A 25,146-nucleotide genomic window follows, 5' to 3' on the forward strand; every position below is an offset into this window, starting at 1 on the left:
GCCGAAAACCCCGCGATGTCTGCCCCGCGGGGCTTCGGTCACAGCGGCTCCACCATGTCTCTGACACCCTCCAGAACGACGACGTCAATCGCAGATTGAATGGCGATCTTCTCGTCCTTCGCCCTGGCGCGGCTATAATGTGCGCCAGACGGCGGAGGCGATGGAGACACGAGCGGGTAGCTGTCCATCGGCAAAATAAGCGTCGGCGATGGCCTGCTGTTCGGCAACCGTCTGCTCGTCCATTGCTTCGGGATTGAAGGCCAAGCTGCAATAATAGCGCTCGGCGACGGTCGCATCCAATCTCAGGTTTCGGGCGACAGCTGCGACGCCGTCATCGGCAGAGCATACAACTTCTTCCCTGCTCATATCGCGGATGGCGTCAAGAATCAGCTCGACGATGTTCGGATAGCTCGCTGCGAAGAGCCGGCGACAGACATAGAACTGCCGATTCTCGACATGTCCGACACCATCTACGAGCACACGCGCGCGGCGATCCTTTCGAGCGGCCCCAAGGAAGGGCTCCCAAATGACCCAGGCGTCAATAGCGCCGCAACTGAGATCAACTAAACTTGAAAGGTCCGGCGGCATGTAGACAGGCTGAATGTCCGACTTTGAAAGTCCGCCTCTCTGCAGCGCCTTCATAAGAAAGTGGTCGGCGTTTGACCATTTGTTAAACGCCACTCTCTTTCCGCGTAGATCCTCGACGCGTCGAATGCTTTCGTCAGCTACGACTATCGCGACATCGCCTGGAGCTGGGGATTCGTGTCCGACATAGTAGAACGGGGCGCCCATTCCCAATGCAAGGATCGTTGCGGCTTCGCCAGTCACTCCGAAATCGATTTCGCCAGAGCCGATAGCGTCCAGGATAGGCGGTCCGGAAGAGAAGGCGCGCCAGTCGACGCTATAGCCTGCCGATTGAAGCCGTTCATCGATCGTTCCGACTGCCTTCACGGCCGCCAAGGTCCCAAAGTGCTGGTACGCGAGGCGGACGACACTATGGCGTTTGCTCGGTGCGAGTTTCGGAAAGTGCGAAGCGCCTTTGCGGCGCGGCGTGATCAAGCCCATATGTGCGAGCTGCGTCCGCAGCTCGTTGCGAGAAAGACCCAGTGTTTCGGCTGCGCGAACCTGATTGCCGCTGTCTTTTTCAAGCGCGAGCGACACAAGACCACGCGTGACGCGCTCATAAAGATCGCCGTGCGAGTTCGCGAGAGCCTCCTCGAATAAGCGCCTCAGATTCGTGTCGAAGTCGGCGGAGACCGGAGCCGTTTCGGGCTCGGTTTGCACGATGGAGACATGATCGATGCAAACGTCCTGAGCAAGGAGGATCGCGTTGTGGATGACATTCTCAAGCTCACGGATATTGCCCGGCCAACTGTGATTGAGGAGCTTATTCAAAGCCGCGGGCGCGAGGAAGCAATCCTTCAGTTCGAATTTGCCTCCATAGAGACTAAGAAAATAGTCGGCTAGGGGCGATATGTCGCCCTTCCTCGCGCGCAGAGGAGCAAGTTCGATTTTCATCACGTTAAGCCGGTAGAGAAGGTCCCGTCGAAATTTTTTGGCCTCTACCGCTTGTTCAAGATTGACGTTGGTCGCTGCAATCAACCGAATGTCGATCGGCCGAGACTGCCTCGACCCGACGCGTACGACTTCTCGCTCCTGCAGCACGCGCAGAAGCTTCACTTGCATGAGCGGCGGAAGGTCTCCGATCTCGTCGAGGAGAAGCGTGCCGCCGTTCGCGGCTTCAAACCACCCCACCTCGCCTTTCGTGGCTCCGGTGAAAGATCCTTTTTCATGCCCAAACAGTTCCGCCTCCACCAAGGTTTCGGCGAAGGCGCCGCAATTGACAGCCAGGAACGGGCCGTCTTTGCGCGGACTGTTTTTGTGAATGTAACGGGCGACAAGCTCCTTGCCCGTTCCCGTCTCTCCGATGATGAGCACGGTTGCGTCGCTTGGCGCGACGCGGTCGAGGTTTCGTTTTAGGCTCCGAGAGACGGGATCCTCGAAGACCATCGCCGTGGCGCGGCTTGTGGCTCCACGAGAAACTCCGGTGAACGTGGCGCCGCCCTCCTGCATTTGCCTCGGCACGAGAACGGAGTGGGTGCGATCGGACATGATCCACATATAGTTGAGTTGGTCTATAGACTTAATACTTATAGATCTGGCTTGCAAGTCATTTCTGACCCGTCGCGAGTCGGCCAAACCGGCGAGATCGAGGATGGGTGCTGACCGACTGTCGATGCAACGAGATCGCGTGACTTAAGGTTCACGAGGTCAATCGCGCGAGCAGTCTTTTCGAGTTTGAGGACACCCTTACGGACCCGCAACCGCGCCTCTGCCGCAGGAACTCTGAAGGAGCGAAGGGAGGGTTATTTGTTCCCGGCAGAGTGGGAAGACGGCCGCTATCAGAGTACCCGAAACGTTTCGGCGGAGTCGCGCCGCAACCAAATTTGGAAGGTGCTGTATTTGGCGCAGGCGACGATCGTGAGCTGTTGAATATGCAACAGTGAAAGCAAAACATCCCTGAATTTCCGCCGCGACGCGATTGGCCTGCCTCTTGCGGACCTCATCGTGAAGCGAAGCTGCCGCAGGCCTCGGCGAGCCCAGGACAGGGATCGGGATCATGGAGATATTGTGGTGTGTTCCGACGCATGGCGATTCGCGCTACCTCGGCGCGCGGAGGGCGAGCGACCATTACCTCCGGCAGATCGCCGTCGCCGCAGACAGCCTCGGCTATTACGGCGTACTCCTTTTCGCAGGACGTTCGCGCAAAGATCCGTGGATCGTCGCGGCGAGCTTCTTCGACCTGGCCTGAAGCAGGCAGCGCTTGCGGCGCGCATGACATCCTTCGCCGCCCTCCCCATCACCCAGACGTCTAACTCACTGCAAGGAGCATCGTGATGAACGCAATCACAAAGCCTAGCCTTCGGGAGGGCGTGCCGCCGATCGCACGACCCGCCGAGCCCGCGCACATTATCCGCGACGATGAAGAAGCGATCGATACCGCGCGAGCGCTCGCCGCCCATTTCGCCGAGGGCGCGGCGAAGCGGGACCGCGAACGCATTTGGCCCATCGCCGAGCTCGACGCTTTCTCGCAAAGCGGGCTGTGGTCGCTCAACGTGCCGCGCGCATTTGGCGGGCCGGAGCTTTCCTATCGCGCCATCGTGAAGGTGATCGACATCATCTCCACCGCAGATCCGTCCCTGGGGCAGATTCCGCAAAATCATATTGGCGTGGTCGCCGCCATCCGGACAGTCGGCGAGCCGGAGCAGCAAAAGCTCCTGTTCGAGAAAGTGCTGGCAGGCGCGCGGTTCGGCAATGCCTTCTCCGAATTCGGATCGAAGCGCGCCGCCGACTTCGAGACCAGCTTTACGGAAGACGGCGACGACGTCATCGTCTCAGGACAAAAATTCTATTCGACGGGCGCGCTGCTCGCGCATTTCGTCCCTATCGTCGCGGTCGATGGCGAAAGCCGCGCCTGGTATGCGATCGCGGATCGCGGCGCGCCGGGCTTGACGGTGATCGACGACTGGTCCGCCTTTGGTCAACGCACGACGCTCAGCGGCACCGTGATCCTCGACAAGGTCCGTGTGCCCAAGACCCATGTGATCGCCGGCTGGAAAGGCTATGCCGAACCGACCGCTGACGGCCCGATCTTTCAGATCATCCAAGTCGCTGTCGACACGGGCATCGCCTCCGCTGCGATCGACGATACGATCCAATTCTTGCGCACCAAGTCGCGTCCATGGGTGGACAGCGGACTCAACCATGCCTGGCAGGACCCCTATGTCATCCAGGCGATTGGCGGGTTGAAACTGCGCCTCAACGCCGCCCGCGCCCTGCTCGACCGCGCCGCAATCGCAGTGGATGAAGCAGTCGCCAATCCCGGCGCGGAGACGGTGGCCAACGCACAGATTTCCACCGCCGAAGCCAAGGTGCTGAGCACCGAGCTCGCCATCGATGCGACAAACAAACTGTTCGAGCTGGCCGGCACACGCTCCACCCTCGCCGAACATGCTCTCGACCGCCACTGGCGCAACGCGCGCACACACACGCTGCACGACCCGGTTCGCTGGAAATATGCAATCCTCGGCAACTATTATCTGAACGGCGAGAAGCCGCCGCTTCACGCTTGGAGCTAAGCCATGGCTATTTCCATTCCCGACAGGGTCAACGTCCTCTGGTTCCTGCCGACCCATGACGACAGCCGCTGTCTCGGCGCGCAGGGGCGCGGACGCACTGTCCTCGCTGGTGATCTGAAAACTTAGCCCTCCGCTTCCGTCGCCAGCCTGATGGCGCCCCGTTTCGCTTGGTTACGCTTGAGCGAGGCACGCTGACAATCCACGCGAGTCAAACGATCGCAAGCTATGGGCTGCCTCGCCATCTCGTCGCGTTCCACCGGGCTCACCGGAAAATCGCGATCTCCGTCGTGGCCGGAAATACGGCGCGAGTCGCCGAGGCGGTCGAGACGGGCGCCGCGGATTTGGGTTTCGTCTAAGGCGCAGTCGAGAGCCACGATCTCGAAACCTGGGCGGTAGCGCGTGATCAGCTCGTGCTCGTGGTGAGTCCGGACCACGTCTGGGCGAACCGGACAGGCCTGAGGCCAGCCGACATCATGGCGGGCGATTGGATTTTGCGCGAGCCCGGCTCGGGAACGAGGTCGGTATTCGAGAACGAATTGACGCGTCTCGGCCTGGCGCCTCAGCAACTTAAAGTTGTTTTGGAGCTGCCCTCGAAGGAAGCGGTGCGCGCCGCCGTCGAGGCGGGGGGCGAGGCGACGGCGATCTCAGCCTCAGTGGCGGCGCCGAGCCTCGAGGCAGAGTTGTTGTGCCCCGTTTCGTTTCGCCTGCCGGAGCGCGAATTCCACGTGCTGCAGCACAAACAGCGATATAGCAGCCGGATCGGCGAAGCTTTTTTGGCGAGCATCAAGGGGATTGATGCTCGTGAACCCTTGTGACTTCATAAATTTTGTTTGCCGCTACCCAATCGGCGAGGAGCAGACGCGTGATCCCTCGCGTCCCTCTGCGTCCACGCGCGACTCCCGAGCTCGCATCACGATCACTGAAACAGCCTGAGCGGAGCGGAGTCCTTGGACCAGATTGATCGCGCAGGCCGACGCCGCCTGTGACCCCCGAGGCGTCCCCGCGTTGCACACAGCGGCAGGCCATACTCCGATTGCGCTTGACAAGCGAGCCGCGTCAAACTTATTTAATTAGCATCTCCTAATATAAGACTCAGAGTTGAGGGCGCATGAGCGTGATCGACCAAAATCTAAATCATGCTTCTCTTCAGGTGAGGGAAGCCCGAGAGAATCCTTCGCGCTTGGAGGTCCAGACCTTCTTCGACGAAGCGACATTCACGGCGAGTCATGTCGCTTACGATGCGGAGACCCGGGTTGGCGCGATCATCGACAGCGTGCTGGACTTCGATGCCGCCTCGGCGCGCACCTCGACGCGCTCGGCTGACAGCATCATGGCGTTTGTGCTCGAAAAAAACCTCAAGATCGATTGGCTGCTTGAGACCCATGCCCACGCCGACCATCTCTCGGCGGCACCCTACCTGCAAGAAAAGCTTGGCGGAAGGCTCGCGATCGGCCGCGAGATCGTCGTGGTGCAGAACGTCTTCGGCAAGATATTCAACTTTGGAACGGAGTTCGCGCGCGATGGCTCCCAATTCGACGCGCTCTTTGCGGACGGCGACAATTTTTCCGTCGGGGGTTTTCCAGCCACCGTCCTGCATGTTCCAGGTCACACTCCGGCCGATGTCGCCTATGTGATTGGAGACGCGGCGTTTATCGGCGACACATTGTTCATGCCTGACTATGGGACAGCCCGCGCGGATTTCCCTGGTGGCGACGCACGGCAGCTTTATCATTCGATTCGCCGAATCCTTTCACTTCCGGACGAGACGCGAGTCTTCCTTTGCCACGACTACCTTGGTCCCGATCGCCGCGCCTTCGCCTGGGAGACATCGATCGTTGACGAGAGAAAACAAAATGTCCATCTGCATGACGGAGTCGGCGAAGAAGAGTTCGTGGCCATGCGGACTGCGCGCGACAAGACCCTCAAGGCGCCCGCCTTGATCATTCCCTCCGTGCAGGTGAATATGCGAGGCGGACGCCTACCTCCGCCAGAAGCTAATGGTCGCCGCTATCTGAAATATCCCTTGGACACGCTATGATGATGCCCTGCGTGAAGCGGAATGCGAGTGCGTGACCCCGTCGCTCGGGCGCATATGGGGATTATTTACGAGCAATGCATGCCGGCATATGCGTTTTCGAGGTCGCATGCGGCGGCGTCTCGCGGTTGACGGCTCGGCGGCCGAAGCTTCCCTCGCCTTCGCCGAGCGAACGCGCAAGGAAGGAAGTGGGATCGTCGCGGCGCGGGACGAGCAAGAATCTTCGCGGCAAACACGCCGCCAATCTGCGGTTCAAGAACCTCGTCTAATTCCAGACGCCGAAGGAAGCTGAAGCGACGACGCGCCCTACTCCGTTTTGCCGCTTCTGGACGTCCAGCGGGATGAGGCCCACGGGGCGGATGGGCCTTTGCAAGGCAATGCAGCGCAAAGCGTCGGTTTTTTCCGGAGCAGAAGGTCTTGCGCATTGGCGCGAGCAAAACCACTCGACCGGATCGGCAGAAAACCTCGCCGCAAGCTAAAAGCGTTGTGTATTGGGGCTAAAAGGCGATTACCTTTGAGTCGGACCGCTTTGACGCCGCATGGAAGTCGTTCATCCCGCCAAGCTTCACGCGCTGATCCAGCGATGAGGAGACAATTGCGCGAGCGTCCAGGCAAGGCCGGCAAGCCCACAGAGTCACGTTTGGATGAGAGACGACTTCCTCGTATCGGTTCGGCGGCCCGACCGGGACGAGCTTGGCGGCGGCTCCCGCCACGGCCATGAGCACGGCGTCGTGGAACAACATCAATGTGACCGTGTCGTTTTCCTGAATCGCGGAGGCTGCGAAGATAAAAGGCAACATCGCCCGCGTGGGGTCCGTAGGCCCCCATGTGCCGGAGATCACAAAATGCATGCCTCACTCCTTATACGATGTCTGACTGAATGTGATGTCTGATTGATCCTGCTCGGGGCGCGCTTCCTGCGCGGCGAGAAAACTAACGTCGCGCGCAGAATATAGAGTCGCGTCCGGCGCAGTCCAGACGCGCCCGCCTTCCTCCCACAGCGAGGCAAAATCAACGTGCTCAGTCGAGCTGTGTTCGGCGCACGCCTGCCTACGCTGCTAAACGAATTGACCGACGCGCTGGCGGCATGATATCTATCAATGATAGACACCGTTCCGCCGAAACACAAGATGACCGCCAGCGCCGGCAAGCCCGCCCAAGAGAAAGCGACCGCCAAGCTGTTCATGCACGGCCGCAGCCAGGCTGTGCGCCTGCCGAAGGAGTTCCGCTTCGAGGGGAAAGAGGTGCGCGTCAGCAAGGTAGGCGACAAGGTGATCTTGGAGCCTTTGAAAAAGGAGCCGTTCGACGTGGAAGCCTGGCGCGGGAGTCTCGACGCCTTGGGCGCGCGGGATTTCTTGCCCGACGGTCTGCCCGATGATCCGCCCCTCGAGCCCGACGATTCGATATCATTCGATTGACGCGGACGATGTTTTGTCTCGACACGAACATCGTCATCTTCGCCTTGAACAAGCGGAGGCCCTGGATCGCCACGAGGCTCGATAATGAGCTGAGGGCGGGAACGGCGCTCATCGTCCCCGCGATCGTGCTGTTCGAGCTCAACTACGGAATCGCCAAGAGCGACCGAGCCGATCAAGCGCGCGCCCTGCTCGATGGCTTCTTGTCCGCCGGGATAGGCCAGCCGGCCTTCGACGCGGAGGATGCGCGCGAGGCCGCGGACATAAGGGCGTTCCTCGAACGGCAAGGGACGCCGATCGGCCCCTTCGACTATCTCGTCGCGGCGCAGGCGCGGCGGCGCGGCGCGGCGCTGGTGACGCTCAACCGCCGCGAGTTCGAGCGCGTGCCCGGCCTGATGGTGACGGATTGGGCGGCATGACGCTCCTGGAACCCACGTCGAAGGCTGAGGACGCGGGCGCGGCGCGTGGCGATCAGGTTTCCTCTGTGCACGCCGGTCGCCGGGCGCCGGATGACCTGCATAATTTATCCTACGATTTCGGCGCCGCTTGCGTCGCCAACTCGCAGAGTGCGCAGGGCTCCTCCGGCGCGGGCGTGGTAAAGACAGGTGCGGTCCAGCCGCCGCCGAGCGCCGTCATCAGCGACAACGCCGCCTGAAGCCGTCCCGTGCGCAGCGCGATCGCCTGACGCTGGGCGGCGAAGGCGTCCGACTGCGCCGTCACGACCTCGACATAGGTCACGACGCCTTCCTCATAGAGCTTGAGCGAAACGTCGAGCGTCTTGTCGCCCGCGACGACAGCGGCGGCGATATCCTTCTCCTGGCGGTCGAAATAGCGGATCAGCGCAAGCGCGTCCTCGATCTCGCCATAGGCGTGCAGCACGACGCCGCGGTAACGCGCCACCGACTGAAGATAGGCGGCCTCGGCGTCGTGCAGGTCGGCCGCGTGCGCGCCGCCGTCGAAGATCGGCAAGGTCACGGCCGGCCCAACCGACCACAGGCTGTTGCGGGCGTTGAAGAGGCTCAGGCCCGTGTCCTGGGTTCCGCCGGCGAGATTGATCGTGAAGCGCGGGAAGAACGCCGCGCGCGCCACGCCGATCGACAGATTGGCGCTGTAGACGCGCCGCTCGGCGGCCGCGATGTCGGGACGGCGCTCCAGAAGCTCTGAGGGCGCACCGAGCGGAATGGTCGGCGAAGCGACGCGCGTCTGCGACGACGGCAAGGAGAAGCCTTCGGGCGCCCGGCCCGCAAGAATGGCGATCGCATGCTCGAGCAACGCGCGCCGCGCCTCGATGTCCGAGAGCTGCGTCTTCGCGAAGTCGAGCTGGGTCTGCGCCCGCGTCTCGTCGGCGGGCGAGGCGATGCCGCCGCCGACGCGCTTCTCCACGAGAGCGAGCGAGCGCGCATAGGCCGCGATGATGCGCTTCTGCAGCGCGACCTCGTTGTCGAGGCCCTGCAAGTTGATGTAGTCGCGCGCAAGCTCCGCCTGCAGGCTCAAGGTGACGGCCGCGAGATCGGCTTCCGACGCCTGCGCCTCCGTCGCTCCCGCGCCGGCGAGGTTGCGGACCCGCCCCCAAAGATCGATCTCATAGCTCGACTGCGCCGTGAGCTGATTGTCGCCGTAAAAGGTCGGCGAATTCAGGGGCAGGCCCGGGGAACGCGCCGCTCTCACGAAATCAGTGGCGCCCGGGTAGATATTCGCGAGACGCAGCGGCCGGTGCAGCGACTCTTTGTTCTCGGTCAGCTGGCTGTTGGCCGTGAGCGTCGGCGACAGGCTCGCGGCCGCCTTCGCGGCCAAGGCGCGCGACCGGTCCATCGCCGCCATCGCTCCTTCAACGTCAGGATTGCGGGCGTCGAGCTCGCGCTCCAGCGCGTCGAGCCGCCTATCCTTGAACGGCAGCCACCAGGGTCCGCGCGGGCGCAGGTCCGCGGGATCGGCGGAAAACCACTGCGGACCGCCGTCCGTCGTCGTTCCGCCGGTGGGGCGCGACGCTCCCTTGACGACCGCGGCCCCAACCCCCTTCGCCTCCTTGAAGCTCACGGGAACCTCTACGGAGGGAGGGGCGTAGGTCGGCGCGAGGTTGCAGCCGCTCAACAAGAGGCCGGAAGCCAAGAAAAGAGGACGCCGCAAAATTCTCATCTCGCGTCCGCTTCCTTCGTCTTGGGGTCCTTGATCCTGACGACGGTCCCGTCATGCACGGATTGCCAGGGCGTTCGGATCACCCGATCCGTCGCGGAAAGCCCCGCCGAGATCTCGAGCGAAACGCCGAGGTCGCGCGCGATCGTCACGTTCTTCATGCGCACGACGCCGGCCTCGTCGACGGTCGCGACCTGCGGCGACGCGTTCACGAAGATAAGCGCGCTCGCCGGCAGCAGCAGGGGCGCGCCTTTGGGGGGAAGCGCGATCCGGATCTGACCGAAGGCCCCCGGCAGCAGCGCGCCATCCGGGTTGTCGGCCTGAAACTGCACGAGCAGGGTCCGTGAGCTTGCGGCGATGGCGTTGGCGGTCGTCACGATCTTCGCGGCGAACTCGCGCGTCGGATATTGCGGCAGCGTCAGCCGCGCGGTCAGCCCCGCCGCGATCTTCGCCGCATAGGCCTGCGGCGCGCGAACATAGATCCGCATCTTGTGAATGTCGGCGACGCGAAACAACTCGCGTCGTCCAGCGCCCGCGTCGATGAGCGCTCCGACGTCGACATTGCGCGCCGTGACGACGCCGTCAAACGGCGCCGCGAGATTAAGATAGGCCTTGAGCGTGTTGATCTGGTCGAGATTGGCCTGGGCCGCGTTCTGCGAGGCCGTCGCAGCCTCCAAATTGCTGGTCTTCTCGTCCGCGCTCTGCGCCGAGACGGCTGCTTCATTGCGCAGCGCGGTCCAGCGCTTCGCCGTCGCATGCGCGAGGTTCTGCTCGGCCTTGCTGCGCGCGAGAAGCCCTTTGGCCTGCTCCGCCTGCTGGTTGAGGTCTGGCGCCTCGATGACGCCAAGAATGTCGCCGGCCTTGACCCGAGCGCCGATATCGTAGCTCCAGCTCTTCAGATAGCCGTTGACGCGCGCATAGATCGGCGCGTCGACGAAAGCCTCGACATTGGCCGGCAAAACGAGCTCCTGCGCCGCGGTCGACAGCGCAGGCGCGCAGAGCTCGACGGTTGGAATCGCGGCCTCCCGCGTCACGCGCGCGAGTTCGGCGTCGCGCGCGCGCCGCTGGAACACGCCGAAGGCGGCGAGCGTGAGGATGACGCCGAGGGCGATCAGAGCCTTCGGCCGCAGCTTGCGCAGAAGCTCCGCCTGAGCCGCCGGATCGGGCGCGCGCAGATGAGGCGATTCATGATGCGACATTCGCTTGCTCCAATTCCGCGCGCTCCAGCTCATCGCGGCGCGCGCGCGCCGCTTTGCGTCTTCCCAAGAAACCATGCGCAAGACTGAACATGACCGGCAGCAGCAGCAGCGTCCCTGCGGTCGCGAAGGTCAGTCCGCCGATCACGGCCCGCCCGAGCGGCGCGTTCTGCTCCGCGGAAAGCGCCATCGGCGCCATGCCGATGATCATCGCGAGCGCCGTCATGAGCACGGGCCGGAAACGCGTCACGCCCGCCGCCGCCGCCGCATGAAGCGGATTGTCGCCGTGGTCGAGCCGCTCGCGCGCGAAGGCGATGACGAGGTTGCTGTTCGCCGTCGCGACGCCCATGCACATGATCGCGCCCGTCAGCGCCGGCACGGAGACCGTGGTCCCGCTCAGGAACAGCATCCAGACGATGCCCGCGAGCGCGGTCGGCAGGCCGCAGACAATGAGGAAGGGATCGAGCCAGGACTGAAAGTTGATGACAATCACGAGATAGACGAACACGATCGCCAGCACGAGGCCGAGCATGAGATCGGCGTAGGCGCTGCGCATTGTGGCGATCTGCCCGCGCAGCACGAGATTTGACGCCGCCGGCGCCTCCTTGCGCGTGTCGTCCAATATTTTTTGGACCTCGTCGGCGACCGCGCCGAGGTCGCGGCCGCGCACGCCGGCGAAGACGTCGAACGACGACTGCGTGTTGAGATGTGTGACGACGCCGGAGCTCCAACCGCGCCGGATCGAGGCGACGCCGTTCAGAATTTGCTGCGCCTCGCCAGCCGCCACGGGCTTGCTCGCGAGCGCGTCGAGGCTCGTGTTCCAGAATTGCGGCTCCATCGCGACGATCGGATAGGAGACGCCGCTCTTCACGTTGAGCCAAAAGGCGGGCGAGGTCTGGAACGAGCCCGCGAGCATGGTCTGCAGGGAGAGCGTGACGTCGCGCTCCGAGAGGCCGACCTCCTGCGCGAGCGTGCGGTCGACGTCGACATAAAGCGTCGGCAGATCGCCCGGCTGCTGCAGGCGCGGGTCGGCGATGCCCGTAACGCGCGCTACCCGCTCCAGCGTCTTCTGCATATAGGCGAGATTCTCGTCGCGCTTGCTGCCCGAGATCTGGATGTCGAGCGGGGCCGGCAGGCCGAAGTTGAGGATCTGCGTCACGATGTCGGCCGGCAGGAAGGAGAAGACGACCCCCGGAAACGCGCGCGGCAGCCGATCGCGCAGGATCTCCGCGAGAGGCTCGGCGTCGGCGACCTTCTCGGGATCGAAGCTCAGGGTCAGATCCGCATCATTCGTGCCGATGGTGCCGGAATTATTGTAGCTCAGATTGATGCCCGAGATCGGCAGGCCGATGTTGTCGACGATGCTCGTCAGCGCGCCTTGCGGCAGAGCCTGGCGGATCTCGGCCTCGATCTTGTCGCAGAGCACCCCCGCCTGCTCGAGGCGCGTTCCCGTGGGAAGGCGGACATGCAGGCGCAGCGAGCTGCTTTCGGTCTCGGGGAAGAAATTGCGCCCGAGATAGGGCGTCAGCGCGAAGGAGAGCGCAACGCCTGCAAAGAAGATCGCGACGAAGGCCTTGGGGCGCGCAAGCGCGAGCTGCAGCAGGCGCGCATAGGCGTCGAGCAGCCTGTCGAAGCCTTTCTCGAACGCGGTCTGGACGCGCGTCAGCGCCGTGAGGACAAGACCGCGCCGCGCCGGTCCGAATTTCGCCTCGCGCAGATGCTCGCGCTGCTGCGCGCTGAGGAAATAGCGCGCCATCGTCTCGACCAGCGTGTAGGTCAGGAGATAGGAGGCGATCATCGCGAAGACGACCGCCTCGGCGAGCGGTCGGAACAGATAGCCCGCAACGCCGCCGAGCAGCAGCAGCGGCGCGAACACGATGCAGATGCAAAAGAGCGACACGGTGGCGGGCGTGATGATCTCCTTCGCCGCCTTGATGATCGCGTCGTCGATTGATTCACCCTCCTCCAAGTGACGGTTGACGTTCTCGATCGTGACCGTCGCGTCGTCGACGAGCAGGCCCACCGCAAGCGCAAGGCCGCCAAGAGTCATCACATTCACCGTCTCGCCGAGCGCCGACAGCGCGAAGAGCGCCGCGAGGATGGAGAGCGGGATTGAGATCGTGATGATGATCGTCGAGCGCCAGCTGCCGAGAAACAGAAGAATCATGAGGCCGGTGAGCGCGGCGGCGATCGTCGCCTCGCGCACGACGCTGAAGACCGCATCCGTGATGAAGTCGGACTGATCGCCGATCACGGTCATGTCGATCCCGTCCGGCAGCGCGAGCTTCAGCCGTGGCAGCATCGCCTTAACGCCGTTGATGACGTCGAGCGACGAGGCTGAGCCCGAGGTCAGCACAGGCAGCAACACGGCTGGCGCGCCGTCGACGCGGACGAGATTGGTTTGAGGCGCACTGCCGTTGTGAACAAAGGCCACGTCGCGCAGATAGACGATCGCGCCGTCGGCGCGCTTGATCGGAAAATCGTTCAACGCCGCAATGTCGGCCGGCGCGTCGTTGATGAGCACCGCATATTCGTAGTCGCCGATCTTCTGCGTGCCGGCGGGGATGATGAGATTCTGCCGTTCGACCGCGCTCACGACGTCCTGCGCCGTGAGGCCGAGGCCCAACAGCTTCTCCTGGTTGAGATCAATGCGCACCTGGCGCGATTTGCCGCCATAGGGAAAGGGCACGGCCGCGCCCGTCACCGTCGTCAGCGGCGGCCGGATCAGCGTGTAGACGGCGTCGGCAACCTCAGTCTCGGTGCGCGTCGCGCTCGAGAAGGCGATCTGGATGACCGGCACGGTCGAGGCGTTGAACACGATGACCTGCGGCGGCTGCACGCCCGGCGGCAGAAGGCGCAGCACGGTCTGGCCAGCCGCGCCTACCTGCGCCAGCGCGAGATCGACTTTGACCTTCGGCTGAAAGTAAATCTTGTTGACGCCGATGCCGTTGTAGCTTTGCGACTCGACATGGTCGATGTCGTTGACGAGGGCCGTCAGCGCGAGCTCGTAAGGGTAGAGTATGCGCGTGGACATGTCGTCCGGCGAAAGGCCGACATAGGTCCAGATGACGGAGATGACCGGAATGCCGACGCTCGGAAATATGTCGACGGGCGTCCTCACGATCGCCAGCGCGCCAAGTATGACGATGAGAATCGCCGCCACGACGAAAGTGTAGGGACGCCGCAGGGCGATGAGGACGAGCTGGAGCATCTTGAAGTCCTTGGTCGGACAACCGATTGGCGGCGCTTCCCGGCCGATGACGGAATAGCGTTCCATCTATCGGCGGCCTGCCGGCGCCCGTTCAGAATATCGGCGCCCCGCTTCCGTCCGCCGGAACCGCCCGCCTGTCGCGGTCACGAACCGTCTTGAAGAGCATCGACGCCACACCTTGACCTTGGGCACGCTATCACCGACAAATTTGCCTTGCTAGAAGTGATTTTGCAGGAGCAGTCTGCAAAAATGCAGAATCTGAACTGGGATGACCTCCGCTTTGTTCTCGTCTTGTCGCGGGCCGGCCGCCTCGCGAAGGCGGCGCGACAGCTGCGCGTCGACGAGACAACGATCGCGCGGCGCGTGGCCCGCGTCGAGCGCGCCCTGCGCTCGCGCCTGTTCGAGCGCGCCAATGGCCAGCTGTTGCTGACGGAAATCGGGCGCGCGGTTCTCCGACACGCCGAGGAGATCGAGATCGGCGTTTGTGGCATCAAAACCGTCGCGACCGGCGTGGACGACAGGACCGCGGGAACGGTTCGTTTGACCGCCGTGGCGCTGATCATGAACCGAATATTGATGCCGGCGCTCCCCGAGTTTCTCGGGGCTCATCCCCAACTGCAATTGCATCTCGTCTCAGACCCGAGAAATTTGGATCTCAGCAATAGGGAGACGGACATCGCTGTACGCTTTGCCCGGCCCGAGCAAGATTATCGCCTTCTCGCCCGGCGCCTATGCGAACTGCCTTACGGCGTTTATGGGCCCGCCGGATCATCTGCAGATAAGCTGCCTTGGGTCACGTACGAAGAGAGCCTTTCCGCTTTCCCGCTCGCACGCTGGCTAGCCGAGGCCGTCAAACAGGAGCCCGATTTGGGTCCGGGCTTGATCGTCAACGACTCCGATTTGGCTTTAAACGCCATTCGCGCCGGCTTAGGGCGCTCACTCATGCCTTTTTGTGTCGGAGAGCGTGACTGCGGGCTGTCGCGTGTCAGTGGAGCCGAACCCGTGCTCACACGAGAGCTTTGGTTGTTAGTTCGATCGGATATGAAGCATCTCGCGCGAGTCAAGGCTGTGATCGAGTGGATCGAGCGCGTATTTGCAGAGTTGGGCATTCCGTGCGGCGAACGGGCGAAGCGCGCAAAGTAGACGGCGCACAATCAAGCCGTTGCGTTCGAAACCGGCGGACCCCAAAGCAGAACCAACGCTCTTGTGGCTCTGGATTCCCGTCGGGCTTTCATGGAAGCCGACCTTCGCCAGGACAAAGGAGTCTGGGCTGAGTTCGATGCCGTATCTTTAGCGCGTCGGCGGCTTGCCCCTAAGGCTCCCTTCATGCGCCGCCAGCGCCTGGCTCATGTCCGATGGTGCGACGCCGATGCTCTCGGCGGCGGCCCTCATCGTCAGTTTCATCGAGCCACCGTCTCAGCTCATGCGCTTCACCAGCGACTGCCCGCAACGGTGAGGCGAGCATGATAGGTTGGGCAGCCGCCGCCACAATCGTCCGGATAGCCAGGAATAAAATCGCTCGGGAAGGCGGAACCGTAATAGTCGTGGCCGCGATCTGCATAATAGGGGACGCCAAAGCCGTAATAGCCGACGCCATAGTGACCCCAGCCGTATCGTAATCCGCCAGCGGGCAGCCCCCAGCCCGGCCCGCCGTAATCGCCGAAGTGGCGGCCGACCCAGCCAGCGCCGACGCGCCAATGCGCCGCCGCCGAAGCTTCAGTCGCAAACGCCGCAGAGACTGCGCTGATTGCAAGAATCAGGGTGAGCTTGCGCAACATCATCCTGCCCTCCTCTTGCGGCCGGGGACCGAGCGTGACGCCCGCGCCATAAGACGCGTTCCCGCAGCCACAAGGCCTAACTAGGAAGGCGACGCGCATTTAGGAGCACAGCTGACATCTGCTGAAAACGCACTGAAGAACCCGACACGGCGGCAGCTGCGGCGAGCAAGCAGGGGCGTATCGCCTACGCCCGGTCCGCCATGCCTGCTTCCGCGAGCCTGCCGATCATGGTCAAATCACTTCAGCTGATCCGCAATCTTGTCGAGGGCGGCTTTGGCGCAGGCCTCGTCCTTCTCGCCGCCGGGCGCGCCCGAAACGCCGACGGCGCCGATCACGGCGTCGCCAAGCTTGATCGGAAGGCCGCCTTGGATAGCGATCACGCCCGAAAGATTGACCTGGCCCGACGTCGGATTGTCCTTCACCCGTTGCGCGAACTCCCCTGACGGAATGCGAAAAGTGCGCGCCGTATAAGCCTTGCGCTGGCTGTTCTCCAGCGTGTGGGGCGAGGCCCCGTCTCCCCGCAAGGCGGCCAGGATCTGTCCTTCGAGCCCAACGACCGTGACCGAAACCTTGTAGCCTTGACCGGTACAAGTTTCATAGGCGGTCTGCGCGATGGCGAGCGCAGTTGGGGTCGAGAGGACTTTTTGCGTCGACAGCTCGGCCGTGGCCGACGACGCCAAGACAATCACGCCGCCGAGCGCGACGCTAACGATGGTGAGGGATTTTCCAAGCATTCTGACGAGCCTCTTTGGCCGGCAATGGGACCGGCGTCGGAGAGTATATATCTATTTAATAAATAGGAAATATGTTTTTATTGGCGGCATTCGCGCTCCCCTCAAGAACGCGCTATCGCTTTCTTATCATTGTTTTTAAGTGCTTTTTACTTCAGGCGATCAAGCTGACGCCCTTTTTGGCGTCCTGCCGCCCCAGGGAAATTTCAATAGATATGATATGAAACTCTGCGCACCCACTCGCCGGCGCTCGACGCCTTGCACGCGAGACGCGCGCCTTCGAGCTGACGAAAGCTTTGGAAAACGCGCCGAGGATCAGGCTTGGCGTCGAGGAGGCCGTTCGTGGGCCTTTTCGTTGCGAAAGGCCTCAACTGCGGCTTCGCGCCTTGCCTTCTCGGCCGCACTCGCTTCCCGCTCATAAAGCGGCGTCTCGAAATCCACCTCGGGTAGCCCCGAATCCGCAGTTGCAGCAGCAGCGCGGATCGATGATTTAGGGCGAGGAAGCTCGGTGTCGGGTTGTTGTTTGGAGGTAGCCATCGCTTTGCCCGCTGTTCTTGCGCGTCCTCTGCCGAAGCCGCACGACCGAGCGCGCCTATAGCTTCGCGAGTTTGGACAGCAATGCGGCTCTCTGCGGCATTTATTCTATAGGTTGTATTGACTACATCTCCGCGGCTCTCTAGGCTCCCTCCGAACTCCTCCTTGACGGCTGGGTACGCAGCGCCGACGAAGAGGGGCAAAGACGCCCTCAACGCGATAGCGCAGCTCGCGCAGTTTTCGCCGGGACGCCATGCGCATGTCGCCGACCTCGCTGAGGAGCGAAGGATTCTGAGCGCTTCCTCAATTCAATCCTTTTCGAGCTCGGAAGCTTCCGCTTCCTGCGCCCGAGGACGGACAAGAACGGCGGCTACAGTTTGGCTCGCGAGGCAGAAGCGATCACGGTGGGCGAGATCGTCCGCGCGCTCGGCGGACTCAAGCGCCCATCGCCTGCGCATGCGAAACGCGCGACAAGCGCTGCGACGACTGCAAGAGTGAAGAGCGATGCGCCGTTCTAAAAATGATGATGGACGCGCAACGCGCTCTGTCAGAAGCTCTCGATCATTGCTCACCGGGACAGATGCGTCAGAGGGGCGAAGCGGGCGACGACAGGCCGAATCTCGAAAAGAGAGCCCGCATCATGGGCTGAACCTCGCGGCGTTGACGGCACAAGCAAAGCAGGCGGAGCGCTTCCTGAAGGCGTTGGCGAACGCGCACCGCCTGATGATCCTGTGCGAATTGCACAAGGGCGACAGCGCCGTCACGCCTCTCCAGCAAAAACTTAACCTCAGTCAATCTTCTCTGTCGCAGCATCTTGCACGCCTACGCCTTGACAGCCTGGTCAAGACGCGGCGTCAGTCTCAGACAATCCATTATCGGTTGGCCAGCGACGAGGTGGCGCGCGCCATAGAGCTGATTTACGAGATGTTTTGCGGCGACGCCCCTCCGAAGTCGGCGCCCCCGAAAATCAACGACAAAGGCGGTCGCAAGAGTTCGGACGAGAAAGACCAAGCGACAACCAGGCTCATTTCGGCTTCGGCCAGTACCCTTGCGGCGCGCCGGGCGGACCGACCTGGGTCGTCTCGACCGGGCCGACGCCAATAATCTGAACGATCACTTCCTCATCGCCGGCGCCGTCCCAATGCACGCCGCCCGCTGGATGAAGCATGTAAGCTCCCGCTTTCAACGGCACCGCCGTTTTGAAGTCGAGCTCGGATCCGGTGCCCGTCCACCACACGCCCTTGATGACCGTCGCATGGCGATCCTGTGAATGATAATGCGGGGCCGAATGGGCGCCCGGCGGGAATTTGTTGCGCACGACGTAAAGCCCGGGCTTTGACGGGTCGCCGAACAAAACCGTCGATTCCGGTCCTACTCCCAGCGGGCTCTTGTAATGAAGCTCCTCGGGATCGAGCCGGATAAACCCCTGAGCATCCTGGGCTGCATGCGCCGTTAGGGCGAGATGGAGGGCGCACAAACCCGCTGCGCCCGAAAAGATCAATGCTCTTGCTTTGGTCTTCATGCTCTCTTCCTTTTCCCCGCGATCTCGTGCGCCGACCGCGCGCTCCTAAAAATGCATCCCCCCTTTATCATACTTTTTTAGTATATAACAATCCTCTGACGCTGCGCGCGGAGCACTCCTCAAGCCCGCGTCCGGCCCCGCGCCAGCCGACTTTGGCTGCAGTTTGTCTGGCCGCAGGATTCTCTACAATCCCGATAGACATATTGCCTACGTGTCGTTAATATGACTCAAACAGTAGGAATATCCGCACAGCCGCGAGCGAAGCTCTGCGCTCGAACGCCAACAGGGGCCTTGGAAATGAGAAAGACGATCGGTTTTGGGTTAGCGACGCTCCTGACCACGGCTTCAATCGCAGCCCTTGCGGCGGGCGATGAGAAACTGGCCTCTCCGCCTGCGGCCTCCGTCGTCGAAGCGGCGCCGCAAGCGGACGCTGCCCCTAAGCCCGCCTCCAAGCCCTTATGGTCCTGGCAGCCGGTTCAGGAGCAATTCCTGCCGGTCGTCGCCAAGAAGGAGTGGGTGCGCAAGCCTCTCGACGCCTTCGTGCTCAGCAAGATCGAGACGAAAGGCCTCGCGCCCTCCCCCGAGGCGGATCGCGCGACCTTCATCCGACGCGCGACGCTCGACGTCTGGGGTGTCATCCCATCGCCCGAGGAGGTCTCGGCCTTTGTGGCCGACGCGTCTCCGGACGCCTATGAGAAGCTCGTGGATCGCCTGCTCGCGTCGTCCCGTTATGGCGAGCGGCAGGCGCGCCTTTGGCTCGACCTCGCCCGCTACGCCGACAGCTCGGGGTTTCAAAACGATAGCACTCGGCCCAATTTATTCCGCTATCGCGATTATGTGATCAACGCCTTCAATGAGGATAAGCCTTATTCGCGCTTCATTCAGGAGCAGATCGCAGGCGATGAAATCGCGCCCAATGATCAAAAGGTGCTCGTCGCGACAGGTTTCCTCGCCGGATACCCCGACAATTCCAATTCCCGCGATCTTGTTCAACGCAAATATCAAATCACAACCGATATGGTCGACACGGTCGGCCAGGCCGTCCTCGGCACAACGGTGGGCTGCGCCCGTTGCCACAACCACAAGACCGACAAGTTCTCGCAGAAGGACTACTATTCGCTGCAGGCCTTCTTCGCCAACACCGCCTTCGACGAGAAGGCGCCCGCCGTAAAGGGCGAGCAGGAAGAGCAGTATCTGAAGGCGCAGGCGATCTACGACGAAGCCACGAAGGACATACGCGACAAGCAGAAGGCGATCATCGACTCGGTCCGCGACGCGGCGCTGAAATATCACAAGGAGCGCTACCTCACAGACAGCCGCGACTCGATCTTCAAGCCCAAAGACCAGTGGAGCGCGCTCGACCGCTGGGTCAATCACCGACTCGAGGTCGTGACTGACGACGTCTCGCTCTCGGCTTTTCTCCGTTACGCGGCCGAGGACAAAGAGGCGCCGGAGCACCGCGACGAAATCGTCAAGAAGTGGGAAGAGTATCAGAAGCTCACCCAGGAGCTGAAAAAATTCACGAATAAAAAGCCGGCTCGCGGCTCCGACACTTTCACGACGGCGACAGAGCTTGGACACTCCGACTCGCCGCGGACCTTCGTCTTCTTCGGGGGCAATCACGAGCGCCCGCTCGATGAGGTGCAGCCCGCCTTCCCCGAAGCGATCACCAGCGAAAAACCCGACATCAAGCCGCTCGAAGGCTCATCGGGACGCCGCACGGCGCTCGCCAACTGGCTCGTCAGCCCGAGCAATCCGCTGACCGCCCGGGTGTTCGCCAACCGCATCTGGAATCAATATTTCGGCAAAGGCATCGTCGCCACGGTCAGCGATTTCGGCAAGGCGGGAGACAAGCCGACAAATCAGGAGCTCCTAGACTACCTGGCCTACGACTTCGTGAAATCGGGCTGGGACGTGAAGGGGCTGCACCGCCAGATCCTGCTCTCCTCCACCTATCGCCAATCCTCGAACTTCCGCGAAGAAGTGGCGAAGGCCGATCCCGACAATAAGCTCCTCGCCGTCTTCCCGCGCAAGCGGCTCGAGGCGGAAGAAATCCGCGACTCGATCCTCGTCGCTTCCGGCAAGCTCAATGAGCAGGTGGGCGGCCCGAGCGTCTTCCCGCCAATCCCGGCAAATCTCACCGGCGGCGGGAATTTCAACGCGGATCCGTCGTGGACCACCTCGAAGGACCCCAAGGACTACACGCGCCGCAGCCTCTACATCTTCACGCGGCGCAGCCTGCCCTATCCGCTGCTCGAAACCTTCGACATGGCGAACGCGCAGCAGATTCACAGCAAGCGCGATGTGACGACGACTCCGCTGCAGGCCCTGACGCTCGTCAACAGCGACATCGTCTTCGGCTGGTCGCAGGCGCTCGCCGGCCGCATCATCAACGAGGTGGGTTGGAACGAGGATGCGCAGCTCGAGCGGCTCTATCAGATCCTCTTCGCGCGCCAACCCAAGGAAGAAGAGAAGGAAGCGCTCAAGATCTTCCTCTCGCAACACCAGAAAACACTCGTCGAAAAAGCCGACGACGGCAAGCTCGCGCTCGCTGTTCCGGTCGGGGTCAAGGTGAAGCCGGATGATCCCTTGAAGGCCTCAGCCTTCGTCGATCTCGTGCACACTGTCTTGAACTCCAACGAGTTCGTCTACCGCTTCTGAACTGACACGCCAACGATCCCAAAGGAATATAGCCATGCTGATCAAAACGTCGCGACGCGAATGGCTGCGGGGCGCAGCCTATGGTGTGAGTGGATACGCCGTGAGCGGGCTCATGCCCGGCGGCGGCTGGTTCGGCGCGCCGATGGCCAACGCCGCGGACTTCGTCGATCCGCTGGCGCCGAAGCCTCCCCATTTCGCGCCCAAGGTGAAATCCGTCATCTGGTTGCATATTGACGGCGCGCCGAGCAGCCTTGATCTCTATGATTACAAGCCGGAGCTCGTCCGTCTTGCGGGCCAGGAGGTCCCCGAGTCGTTCCTAAAGGGCATCAAGACCAGCACGCAGGGCGGCGTCGGCAAGCTCTTCGCCTCGAAGCGCACATGGAAGCAGTACGGCCAAAGCGGCGCCTGGTTCTCCGACTGGCTGCCCAATATCGCTGAGCACGCCGACAAGCTCACCTTCATTAAATCGAGCGTAACGGTCGGCGCCACCCACGACATCTCGATCCTGAAGCTCAACACCGGCGACGTCAGCCCGGGCCGGCCTTCGCTCGGCGCCTGGGTCGTTTATGCGCTCGGCTCCGCCAATCCAGACCTGCCGCCCTATGTCGTGCTCTACGGCGGCCAGCGCGAGCCGCGCGCCGGTTCAGTCAACTGGAGTTCCGGTTTCCTGCCTGCAGTTTATCAGGGCACGGCCTTCCGGCCGACTGCAGAGCCGATCCTCTATCAGGCGCCGCCGGAGCTCATTGCCGCTAAGCAGCAGCGCGACAGTCTCGACCTCTTGAAGAAACTCAACGACATCGGCGCAGCGGCGCATCCCGAGGACAGCGAGCTCGCCGCGCGCACGCGCTCCTATGATCTCGCCTATCGCATGGAGTCGACGGCCCCCGAGGCGGTCGATCTCTCCAAGGAAAGCGACGCCACCAAGGCGCTCTACGGCCTCAACGACGACGCCTCGAAAGAGATGGGAACGGTGCTGTTGCGCGCACGCCGTCTCGTCGAGCGCAATGTGCGATTCGTCCATGTCGTGACGGGTCCGATCAATATTCTGGGCCAAGGGGACGACGCGAGCTGGGACGCGCACCGCGCTCTCGAGAAGAACCACGAAGCCCACACCAAGGCGATCGACAAGCCCGTTGCGGGATTGCTCGCGGATCTCGCGCAGCGCGGCCTGCTCGACCAAACGCTCGTCGTTTGGACCTCTGAGTTCGGCCGCACGCCCTACGGTCAAAGCGGCGATGGACGCGATCACAACCCCTGGGGCTACACGCAGTGGCTCGCGGGCGGCGGCCTGAAACACGGCCTGACCTATGGCTCGACCGACGAGATCGGCTTGAAGACGGCGGAGAACCCCGTGGACACCTATGACGTCCACGCCACTGTTCTGCAGCTCCTCGGCCTTGATCATCTCAAGACGATTTACTTGCGGGCGGGCCGCTCGGAGCGCCCCACCGTGGTCTACGGCAAGGTGGTCAAGGATATTCTGGCGTAGCTCGCAGGAAAGCGATGCCCACCAGATTGTGGCTCTCGGCTGCGACGATCGCGTTGGCGATCGTCGCTCTGCCTGGCGGAGCAGTCGCGGCGAAGTCGATGGCGATCGAGAAATTCGCTTTCGACCCGCCGACGCTCACAGCGTCGATCGGAGAGCGCGTGAGCTTCGTCAATCGCGACGAGCTTCCGCATTCGGTCGTCGGCATCCGCGACGGAACTGAGATTTTTCGCTCGAACGAACAGATGGATCAGGACGAAGCCTACTCCATCGTCATGGATCGAGCGGGCGAGATCGTCATTCGTTGCGGCCTCCATGGGTCGATGAGCGCAAGGATCGTCGTGAAGCCATAAGCGCTCCGCGCTTAAGACATGGGTTGGTTGAAGGAATGCAAAGGCGCAAAATGGCATGGGCTTTCGGCATGAGTCTCCTCGCCAGCGCGGCGACCGCTACGCCGCTCTCCGACTATCGAGACTATGACGACGATCTGATGCGCGATCTCGAACGCACAGTGAAATTTTTCGAGCCCGACATCACGGCGCAAAACGCCGACGCCGCGCTGGAGGACGCCGAGGTGCTCGCCGGCGGCTTCCGATACACGGAAGACTATTTCCGCAGGAAGCCCGGAACCGAAGACGCAGTTGAAATCTCGCGCAAGGGAGGCAAGCTCATTGCCGAGGCGCGCGCCTCGATCGGCAAGGCCGATTTCGAGGCCGCTGCGGCGACCGCACGGGAAGCAACCACCGTCTGCAAATCTTGTCACGACATCTACAAGCCGCGCCTCGCGCGCTAACCGGCTTCCTTGTCGCCGAAGGAGACAGCAAAAATGAGCCGCAAAACCATCGCGGATTTTCCACCTGACGTGCTGAAGCTCTTCGATCTTTTCGTGCATGGATACATCGATCGGCGCGGCTTTTTCGAGGGTGCGAAGAACCTCGCCATCGGCGCAGCTGGCAGCGCGGCTTTTCTCGAGGCGCTTTCGCCTCGCTTCGCCGAGGCTCAGCAGGTCAAGCCCGACGATCCGCGCATCAAGGGCAAGACGCTGGAGACCGCGTCTCCCGACGGTTACGGGACTGTCAAAGGCTATTTCGTTCAGCCGGCGAATGCGTCCGGCAAGCTGCCGACGATCCTCGTCATCCACGAGAACCGTGGGCTCAATCCGCACATCGAGGACATCGCACGGCGCCTCGCGCTCGACAATTTCATCGTGTTCGCGCCGGACGCTCTCGCGCCGCTGGGCGGCTATCCCGGCGATGAGGACAAGGCGCGCGAGCTCTTCTCCAAGCTCGACCAGCAGAAGACGCGCAACGATTTTCTCACGGCCTTCAATGTGCTGAAGACTTGCCCGATCGGCAACGGCAAGGTCGGCGCCGTGGGTTTCTGCTATGGCGGCGGCGTCGTGAATTTCCTTGCGACGAAGCGCCCCGATCTCGCCGCGGGCGTTCCCTTCTATGGCGCCGCGCCGCCAGCAGAGGAGGTCGCTAACATCAAGGCGCCGCTGCTCCTGCAATTCGCCGGCGCGGACGATCGCGTCAACGCCGGTTGGCCCGCCTATGAAGCAGCGCTCAAGGCCGCCAAGATCGACTACGAAGCCTTCGTTTATCCGGGCGTGCAGCACGGTTTCAACAACGATACGACGCCTCGATACGACGAAAACGCCGCAAAGCTCGCGTGGGGCCGCACCGTCGATTTCTTCAACAGGCATTTGCGCGGCTGAGCATGCGCAACAACGTCTCACCGGAGTCACCGCTCATGAGAACCGCTTCGATCCTTCTCGCCGCTTTCCTTGCTGCGTCGGCTTCGTCGACGCTCGCACAGCAGGCGAGCGCTCCCTCCGCCGGCGCCGCCCCTGCCCCCGCCGTCACGCCGGCAAATGATCCTGCCTACACCTATAAAACGCTCCGGCTCAATCGCGCCGCCTTCGACGCCTTGAACGCACGGCCCGAGCAACTGCTGGTCATTGATCTGCGTCGCCCCGACGAGCTCACCAAGAATGGCGGCTTTCCCGTCTATTTCAGCCTGCAGCCCTCCGACGTGCAGAGGAGCCTATCGCTGATTCCGCGCGACCGCTTGATCGTCACCGTCTCCAATCGCGCGCATCGCGCCGGCGCGGTCGGCGACATTCTCACCGGCTTGGGCTTCCATGTCGTCGGCGCCATCGGCGTGCTCGACTATCAGGACGAAGGCGGCGTGCTCACCAAGCTGCAGCCGCCCCCGCCGAGGGTCGCCGCAAATGCGGAAGGCGCGCAGACGCCCCAAGCCGCAGCGCCTGCCGCTTCGCCGACCAAACCCTGATCTCTTTTCC

The 25,146-nt window shown here is 62.5% G+C and carries 21 protein-coding genes and 3 pseudogenes; 16 read left to right on the forward strand and 8 right to left on the reverse strand.

The window, feature by feature from the left end; genetic code table 11:
- Window positions 1-132 precede the first annotated feature (132 nt).
- Window positions 133-2,112, reverse strand: coding sequence for a sigma 54-interacting transcriptional regulator (locus QMG80_RS18515; RefSeq protein ID WP_158658594.1), 1,980 nt, complete (start codon window positions 2,110-2,112; stop codon window positions 133-135).
- Between the two features lie 508 nt (window positions 2,113-2,620).
- Here QMG80_RS18515 and QMG80_RS18520 point away from each other — a divergent pair.
- From QMG80_RS18520 to QMG80_RS18540, 5 genes and pseudogenes are all read left to right on the forward strand, one after another.
- Window positions 2,621-2,844: pseudogene (locus tag QMG80_RS18520) on the forward strand (alkanesulfonate monooxygenase); the annotation flags it as partial.
- A 53-nt stretch (window positions 2,845-2,897) separates the two neighbouring features.
- On the forward strand, window positions 2,898-4,139 hold the full coding sequence (locus QMG80_RS18525) for an SfnB family sulfur acquisition oxidoreductase (protein ID WP_085770510.1): 1,242 nt from the start codon (window positions 2,898-2,900) through the stop codon (window positions 4,137-4,139).
- A 3-nt stretch (window positions 4,140-4,142) separates the two neighbouring features.
- Window positions 4,143-4,265, forward strand: a complete 123-nt coding sequence (locus tag QMG80_RS18530; protein WP_280950007.1) for a hypothetical protein — start codon at window positions 4,143-4,145, stop codon at window positions 4,263-4,265.
- 41 nt (window positions 4,266-4,306) lie between these two features.
- A pseudogene (locus QMG80_RS18535) lies at window positions 4,307-4,954 on the forward strand (LysR substrate-binding domain-containing protein).
- Between the two features lie 293 nt (window positions 4,955-5,247).
- A complete protein-coding gene (locus tag QMG80_RS18540) occupies window positions 5,248-6,177 on the forward strand; it encodes an MBL fold metallo-hydrolase (protein ID WP_085770511.1) in 930 nt (309 codons plus the stop codon).
- Between the two features lie 494 nt (window positions 6,178-6,671).
- Here the strand turns inward: QMG80_RS18540 and QMG80_RS18545 are convergent, their stop codons facing one another.
- Window positions 6,672-7,025, reverse strand: a complete 354-nt coding sequence (locus tag QMG80_RS18545; RefSeq protein ID WP_085770513.1) for a DsrE family protein — start codon at window positions 7,023-7,025, stop codon at window positions 6,672-6,674.
- 279 nt (window positions 7,026-7,304) lie between these two features.
- Here QMG80_RS18545 and QMG80_RS18550 point away from each other — a divergent pair, with 279 nt between their 5' ends.
- Entirely contained in the window at window positions 7,305-7,592 is a 288-nt protein-coding gene (locus tag QMG80_RS18550) for an antitoxin (RefSeq protein ID WP_085770514.1), read from the forward strand.
- Window positions 7,593-7,600: 8 nt separating this feature from the next.
- The gene (locus QMG80_RS18555) at window positions 7,601-8,008 is read left to right on the forward strand and encodes a PIN domain-containing protein (RefSeq protein ID WP_085770515.1); all 408 of its coding nucleotides are present in this window, start codon (window positions 7,601-7,603) and stop codon (window positions 8,006-8,008) included.
- Between the two features lie 109 nt (window positions 8,009-8,117).
- Here the strand turns inward: QMG80_RS18555 and QMG80_RS18560 are convergent, their stop codons facing one another.
- Genes QMG80_RS18560 through QMG80_RS18570 form a run of 3 tightly spaced genes read right to left on the reverse strand, consistent with a single transcriptional unit; the run spans window position 8,118 to window position 14,129 of the window.
- Window positions 8,118-9,725, reverse strand: coding sequence for an efflux transporter outer membrane subunit (locus QMG80_RS18560; protein ID WP_085770516.1), 1,608 nt, complete (start codon window positions 9,723-9,725; stop codon window positions 8,118-8,120).
- Window positions 9,722-10,921, reverse strand: a complete 1,200-nt coding sequence (locus QMG80_RS18565) for an efflux RND transporter periplasmic adaptor subunit (protein WP_085770517.1) — start codon at window positions 10,919-10,921, stop codon at window positions 9,722-9,724. The genes QMG80_RS18560 and QMG80_RS18565 overlap by 4 nt, the downstream gene beginning before the upstream one ends.
- On the reverse strand, window positions 10,908-14,129 hold the full coding sequence (locus QMG80_RS18570; protein WP_085773508.1) for an efflux RND transporter permease subunit: 3,222 nt from the start codon (window positions 14,127-14,129) through the stop codon (window positions 10,908-10,910). The genes QMG80_RS18565 and QMG80_RS18570 overlap by 14 nt, the downstream gene beginning before the upstream one ends.
- Before the next feature lie 249 nt (window positions 14,130-14,378).
- Here QMG80_RS18570 and QMG80_RS18575 point away from each other — a divergent pair, with 249 nt between their 5' ends.
- Window positions 14,379-15,272 (forward strand): LysR family transcriptional regulator, encoded by an 894-nt coding sequence (locus QMG80_RS18575; protein WP_245300055.1) that lies wholly within the window; start codon window positions 14,379-14,381, stop codon window positions 15,270-15,272.
- A 287-nt stretch (window positions 15,273-15,559) separates the two neighbouring features.
- Here the strand turns inward: QMG80_RS18575 and QMG80_RS18580 are convergent, their stop codons facing one another.
- Together QMG80_RS18580 and QMG80_RS18585 are read right to left on the reverse strand one after the other, a co-directional pair.
- Window positions 15,560-15,910: a hypothetical protein gene (locus QMG80_RS18580; protein ID WP_085770519.1), complete on the reverse strand. Its 351-nt coding sequence runs from the start codon at window positions 15,908-15,910 to the stop codon at window positions 15,560-15,562.
- 233 nt (window positions 15,911-16,143) lie between these two features.
- Window positions 16,144-16,641, reverse strand: a complete 498-nt coding sequence (locus QMG80_RS18585; RefSeq protein ID WP_085770520.1) for a GlcG/HbpS family heme-binding protein — start codon at window positions 16,639-16,641, stop codon at window positions 16,144-16,146.
- A gap of 833 nt (window positions 16,642-17,474) precedes the next feature.
- On the opposite strand from QMG80_RS18585, the pseudogene QMG80_RS18590 reads away from it, so the two are divergent.
- Together QMG80_RS18590 and QMG80_RS18595 are read left to right on the forward strand one after the other, a co-directional pair.
- Window positions 17,475-17,690, forward strand: a pseudogene (locus QMG80_RS18590) (Rrf2 family transcriptional regulator); the annotation flags it as partial.
- Window positions 17,677-18,276 (forward strand): ArsR/SmtB family transcription factor, encoded by a 600-nt coding sequence (locus QMG80_RS18595; protein ID WP_085770523.1) that lies wholly within the window; start codon window positions 17,677-17,679, stop codon window positions 18,274-18,276. The pseudogene QMG80_RS18590 and the gene QMG80_RS18595, both read left to right, overlap by 14 nt.
- On the opposite strand, the gene QMG80_RS18600 is transcribed toward QMG80_RS18595, so the two are convergent.
- On the reverse strand, window positions 18,197-18,694 hold the full coding sequence (locus tag QMG80_RS18600) for a cupin domain-containing protein (protein ID WP_158658596.1): 498 nt from the start codon (window positions 18,692-18,694) through the stop codon (window positions 18,197-18,199). The two genes, QMG80_RS18595 and QMG80_RS18600, sit on opposite strands and share 80 nt — an antisense overlap.
- 297 nt (window positions 18,695-18,991) lie before the next feature.
- Here QMG80_RS18600 and QMG80_RS18605 point away from each other — a divergent pair, with 297 nt between their 5' ends.
- The 6 genes from QMG80_RS18605 to QMG80_RS18630 all read left to right on the forward strand — a co-directional run bounded on the left by QMG80_RS18605 (window position 18,992) and on the right by QMG80_RS18630 (window position 25,136).
- Complete coding sequence (locus QMG80_RS18605) at window positions 18,992-21,355, forward strand: DUF1549 and DUF1553 domain-containing protein (RefSeq protein WP_085770524.1); 2,364 nt, start codon at window positions 18,992-18,994, stop codon at window positions 21,353-21,355.
- 34 nt (window positions 21,356-21,389) lie between these two features.
- Complete coding sequence (locus QMG80_RS18610) at window positions 21,390-22,844, forward strand: DUF1501 domain-containing protein (protein ID WP_085770525.1); 1,455 nt, start codon at window positions 21,390-21,392, stop codon at window positions 22,842-22,844.
- 14 nt (window positions 22,845-22,858) lie between these two features.
- Window positions 22,859-23,194: a cupredoxin domain-containing protein gene (locus tag QMG80_RS18615; RefSeq protein WP_085770526.1), complete on the forward strand. Its 336-nt coding sequence runs from the start codon at window positions 22,859-22,861 to the stop codon at window positions 23,192-23,194.
- A gap of 68 nt (window positions 23,195-23,262) precedes the next feature.
- Window positions 23,263-23,634, forward strand: coding sequence for a hypothetical protein (locus QMG80_RS18620; protein ID WP_245300056.1), 372 nt, complete (start codon window positions 23,263-23,265; stop codon window positions 23,632-23,634).
- Between the two features lie 33 nt (window positions 23,635-23,667).
- Window positions 23,668-24,558, forward strand: coding sequence for a dienelactone hydrolase family protein (locus QMG80_RS18625; RefSeq protein WP_085770527.1), 891 nt, complete (start codon window positions 23,668-23,670; stop codon window positions 24,556-24,558).
- Between the two features lie 35 nt (window positions 24,559-24,593).
- Window positions 24,594-25,136, forward strand: coding sequence for a sulfurtransferase (locus QMG80_RS18630; protein WP_085773511.1), 543 nt, complete (start codon window positions 24,594-24,596; stop codon window positions 25,134-25,136).
- Window positions 25,137-25,146: the final 10 nt, after the last annotated feature.

Origin of the sequence: Methylocystis bryophila, assembly GCF_027925445.1 — a bacterium.
Classification (GTDB): Bacteria; Pseudomonadota; Alphaproteobacteria; order Rhizobiales; family Beijerinckiaceae; genus Methylocystis; species Methylocystis bryophila.

What these genes read in the sequence shown, in the direction of transcription:
- QMG80_RS18555 (WP_085770515.1), top strand. Translation starts at nt 7,601, where the DNA reads ATGTTTTGTCTCGACACGAACATCGTCATCTTCGCCTTGAACAAGCGG.
- QMG80_RS18625 (WP_085770527.1), top strand. Translation starts at nt 23,668, where the DNA reads ATGAGCCGCAAAACCATCGCGGATTTTCCACCTGACGTGCTGAAGCTC.
- QMG80_RS18585 (WP_085770520.1), bottom strand. Translation starts at nt 16,641, where the DNA reads ATGCTTGGAAAATCCCTCACCATCGTTAGCGTCGCGCTCGGCGGCGTG.
- QMG80_RS18570 (WP_085773508.1), bottom strand. Translation starts at nt 14,129, where the DNA reads ATGCTCCAGCTCGTCCTCATCGCCCTGCGGCGTCCCTACACTTTCGTC.
- QMG80_RS18615 (WP_085770526.1), top strand. Translation starts at nt 22,859, where the DNA reads ATGCCCACCAGATTGTGGCTCTCGGCTGCGACGATCGCGTTGGCGATC.
- QMG80_RS18565 (WP_085770517.1), bottom strand. Translation starts at nt 10,921, where the DNA reads ATGTCGCATCATGAATCGCCTCATCTGCGCGCGCCCGATCCGGCGGCT.
- QMG80_RS18545 (WP_085770513.1), bottom strand. Translation starts at nt 7,025, where the DNA reads ATGCATTTTGTGATCTCCGGCACATGGGGGCCTACGGACCCCACGCGG.
- QMG80_RS18550 (WP_085770514.1), top strand. Translation starts at nt 7,305, where the DNA reads ATGACCGCCAGCGCCGGCAAGCCCGCCCAAGAGAAAGCGACCGCCAAG.
- QMG80_RS18595 (WP_085770523.1), top strand. Translation starts at nt 17,677, where the DNA reads ATGCGCCGTTCTAAAAATGATGATGGACGCGCAACGCGCTCTGTCAGA.
- QMG80_RS18560 (WP_085770516.1), bottom strand. Translation starts at nt 9,725, where the DNA reads ATGAGAATTTTGCGGCGTCCTCTTTTCTTGGCTTCCGGCCTCTTGTTG.
- QMG80_RS18540 (WP_085770511.1), top strand. Translation starts at nt 5,248, where the DNA reads ATGAGCGTGATCGACCAAAATCTAAATCATGCTTCTCTTCAGGTGAGG.
- QMG80_RS18620 (WP_245300056.1), top strand. Translation starts at nt 23,263, where the DNA reads ATGAGTCTCCTCGCCAGCGCGGCGACCGCTACGCCGCTCTCCGACTAT.
- QMG80_RS18605 (WP_085770524.1), top strand. Translation starts at nt 18,992, where the DNA reads ATGAGAAAGACGATCGGTTTTGGGTTAGCGACGCTCCTGACCACGGCT.
- QMG80_RS18515 (WP_158658594.1), bottom strand. Translation starts at nt 2,112, where the DNA reads ATGTCCGATCGCACCCACTCCGTTCTCGTGCCGAGGCAAATGCAGGAG.
- QMG80_RS18580 (WP_085770519.1), bottom strand. Translation starts at nt 15,910, where the DNA reads ATGATGTTGCGCAAGCTCACCCTGATTCTTGCAATCAGCGCAGTCTCT.
- QMG80_RS18630 (WP_085773511.1), top strand. Translation starts at nt 24,594, where the DNA reads ATGAGAACCGCTTCGATCCTTCTCGCCGCTTTCCTTGCTGCGTCGGCT.
- QMG80_RS18530 (WP_280950007.1), top strand. Translation starts at nt 4,143, where the DNA reads ATGGCTATTTCCATTCCCGACAGGGTCAACGTCCTCTGGTTCCTGCCG.
- QMG80_RS18525 (WP_085770510.1), top strand. Translation starts at nt 2,898, where the DNA reads ATGAACGCAATCACAAAGCCTAGCCTTCGGGAGGGCGTGCCGCCGATC.
- QMG80_RS18610 (WP_085770525.1), top strand. Translation starts at nt 21,390, where the DNA reads ATGCTGATCAAAACGTCGCGACGCGAATGGCTGCGGGGCGCAGCCTAT.
- QMG80_RS18575 (WP_245300055.1), top strand. Translation starts at nt 14,379, where the DNA reads ATGCAGAATCTGAACTGGGATGACCTCCGCTTTGTTCTCGTCTTGTCG.
- QMG80_RS18600 (WP_158658596.1), bottom strand. Translation starts at nt 18,694, where the DNA reads ATGAAGACCAAAGCAAGAGCATTGATCTTTTCGGGCGCAGCGGGTTTG.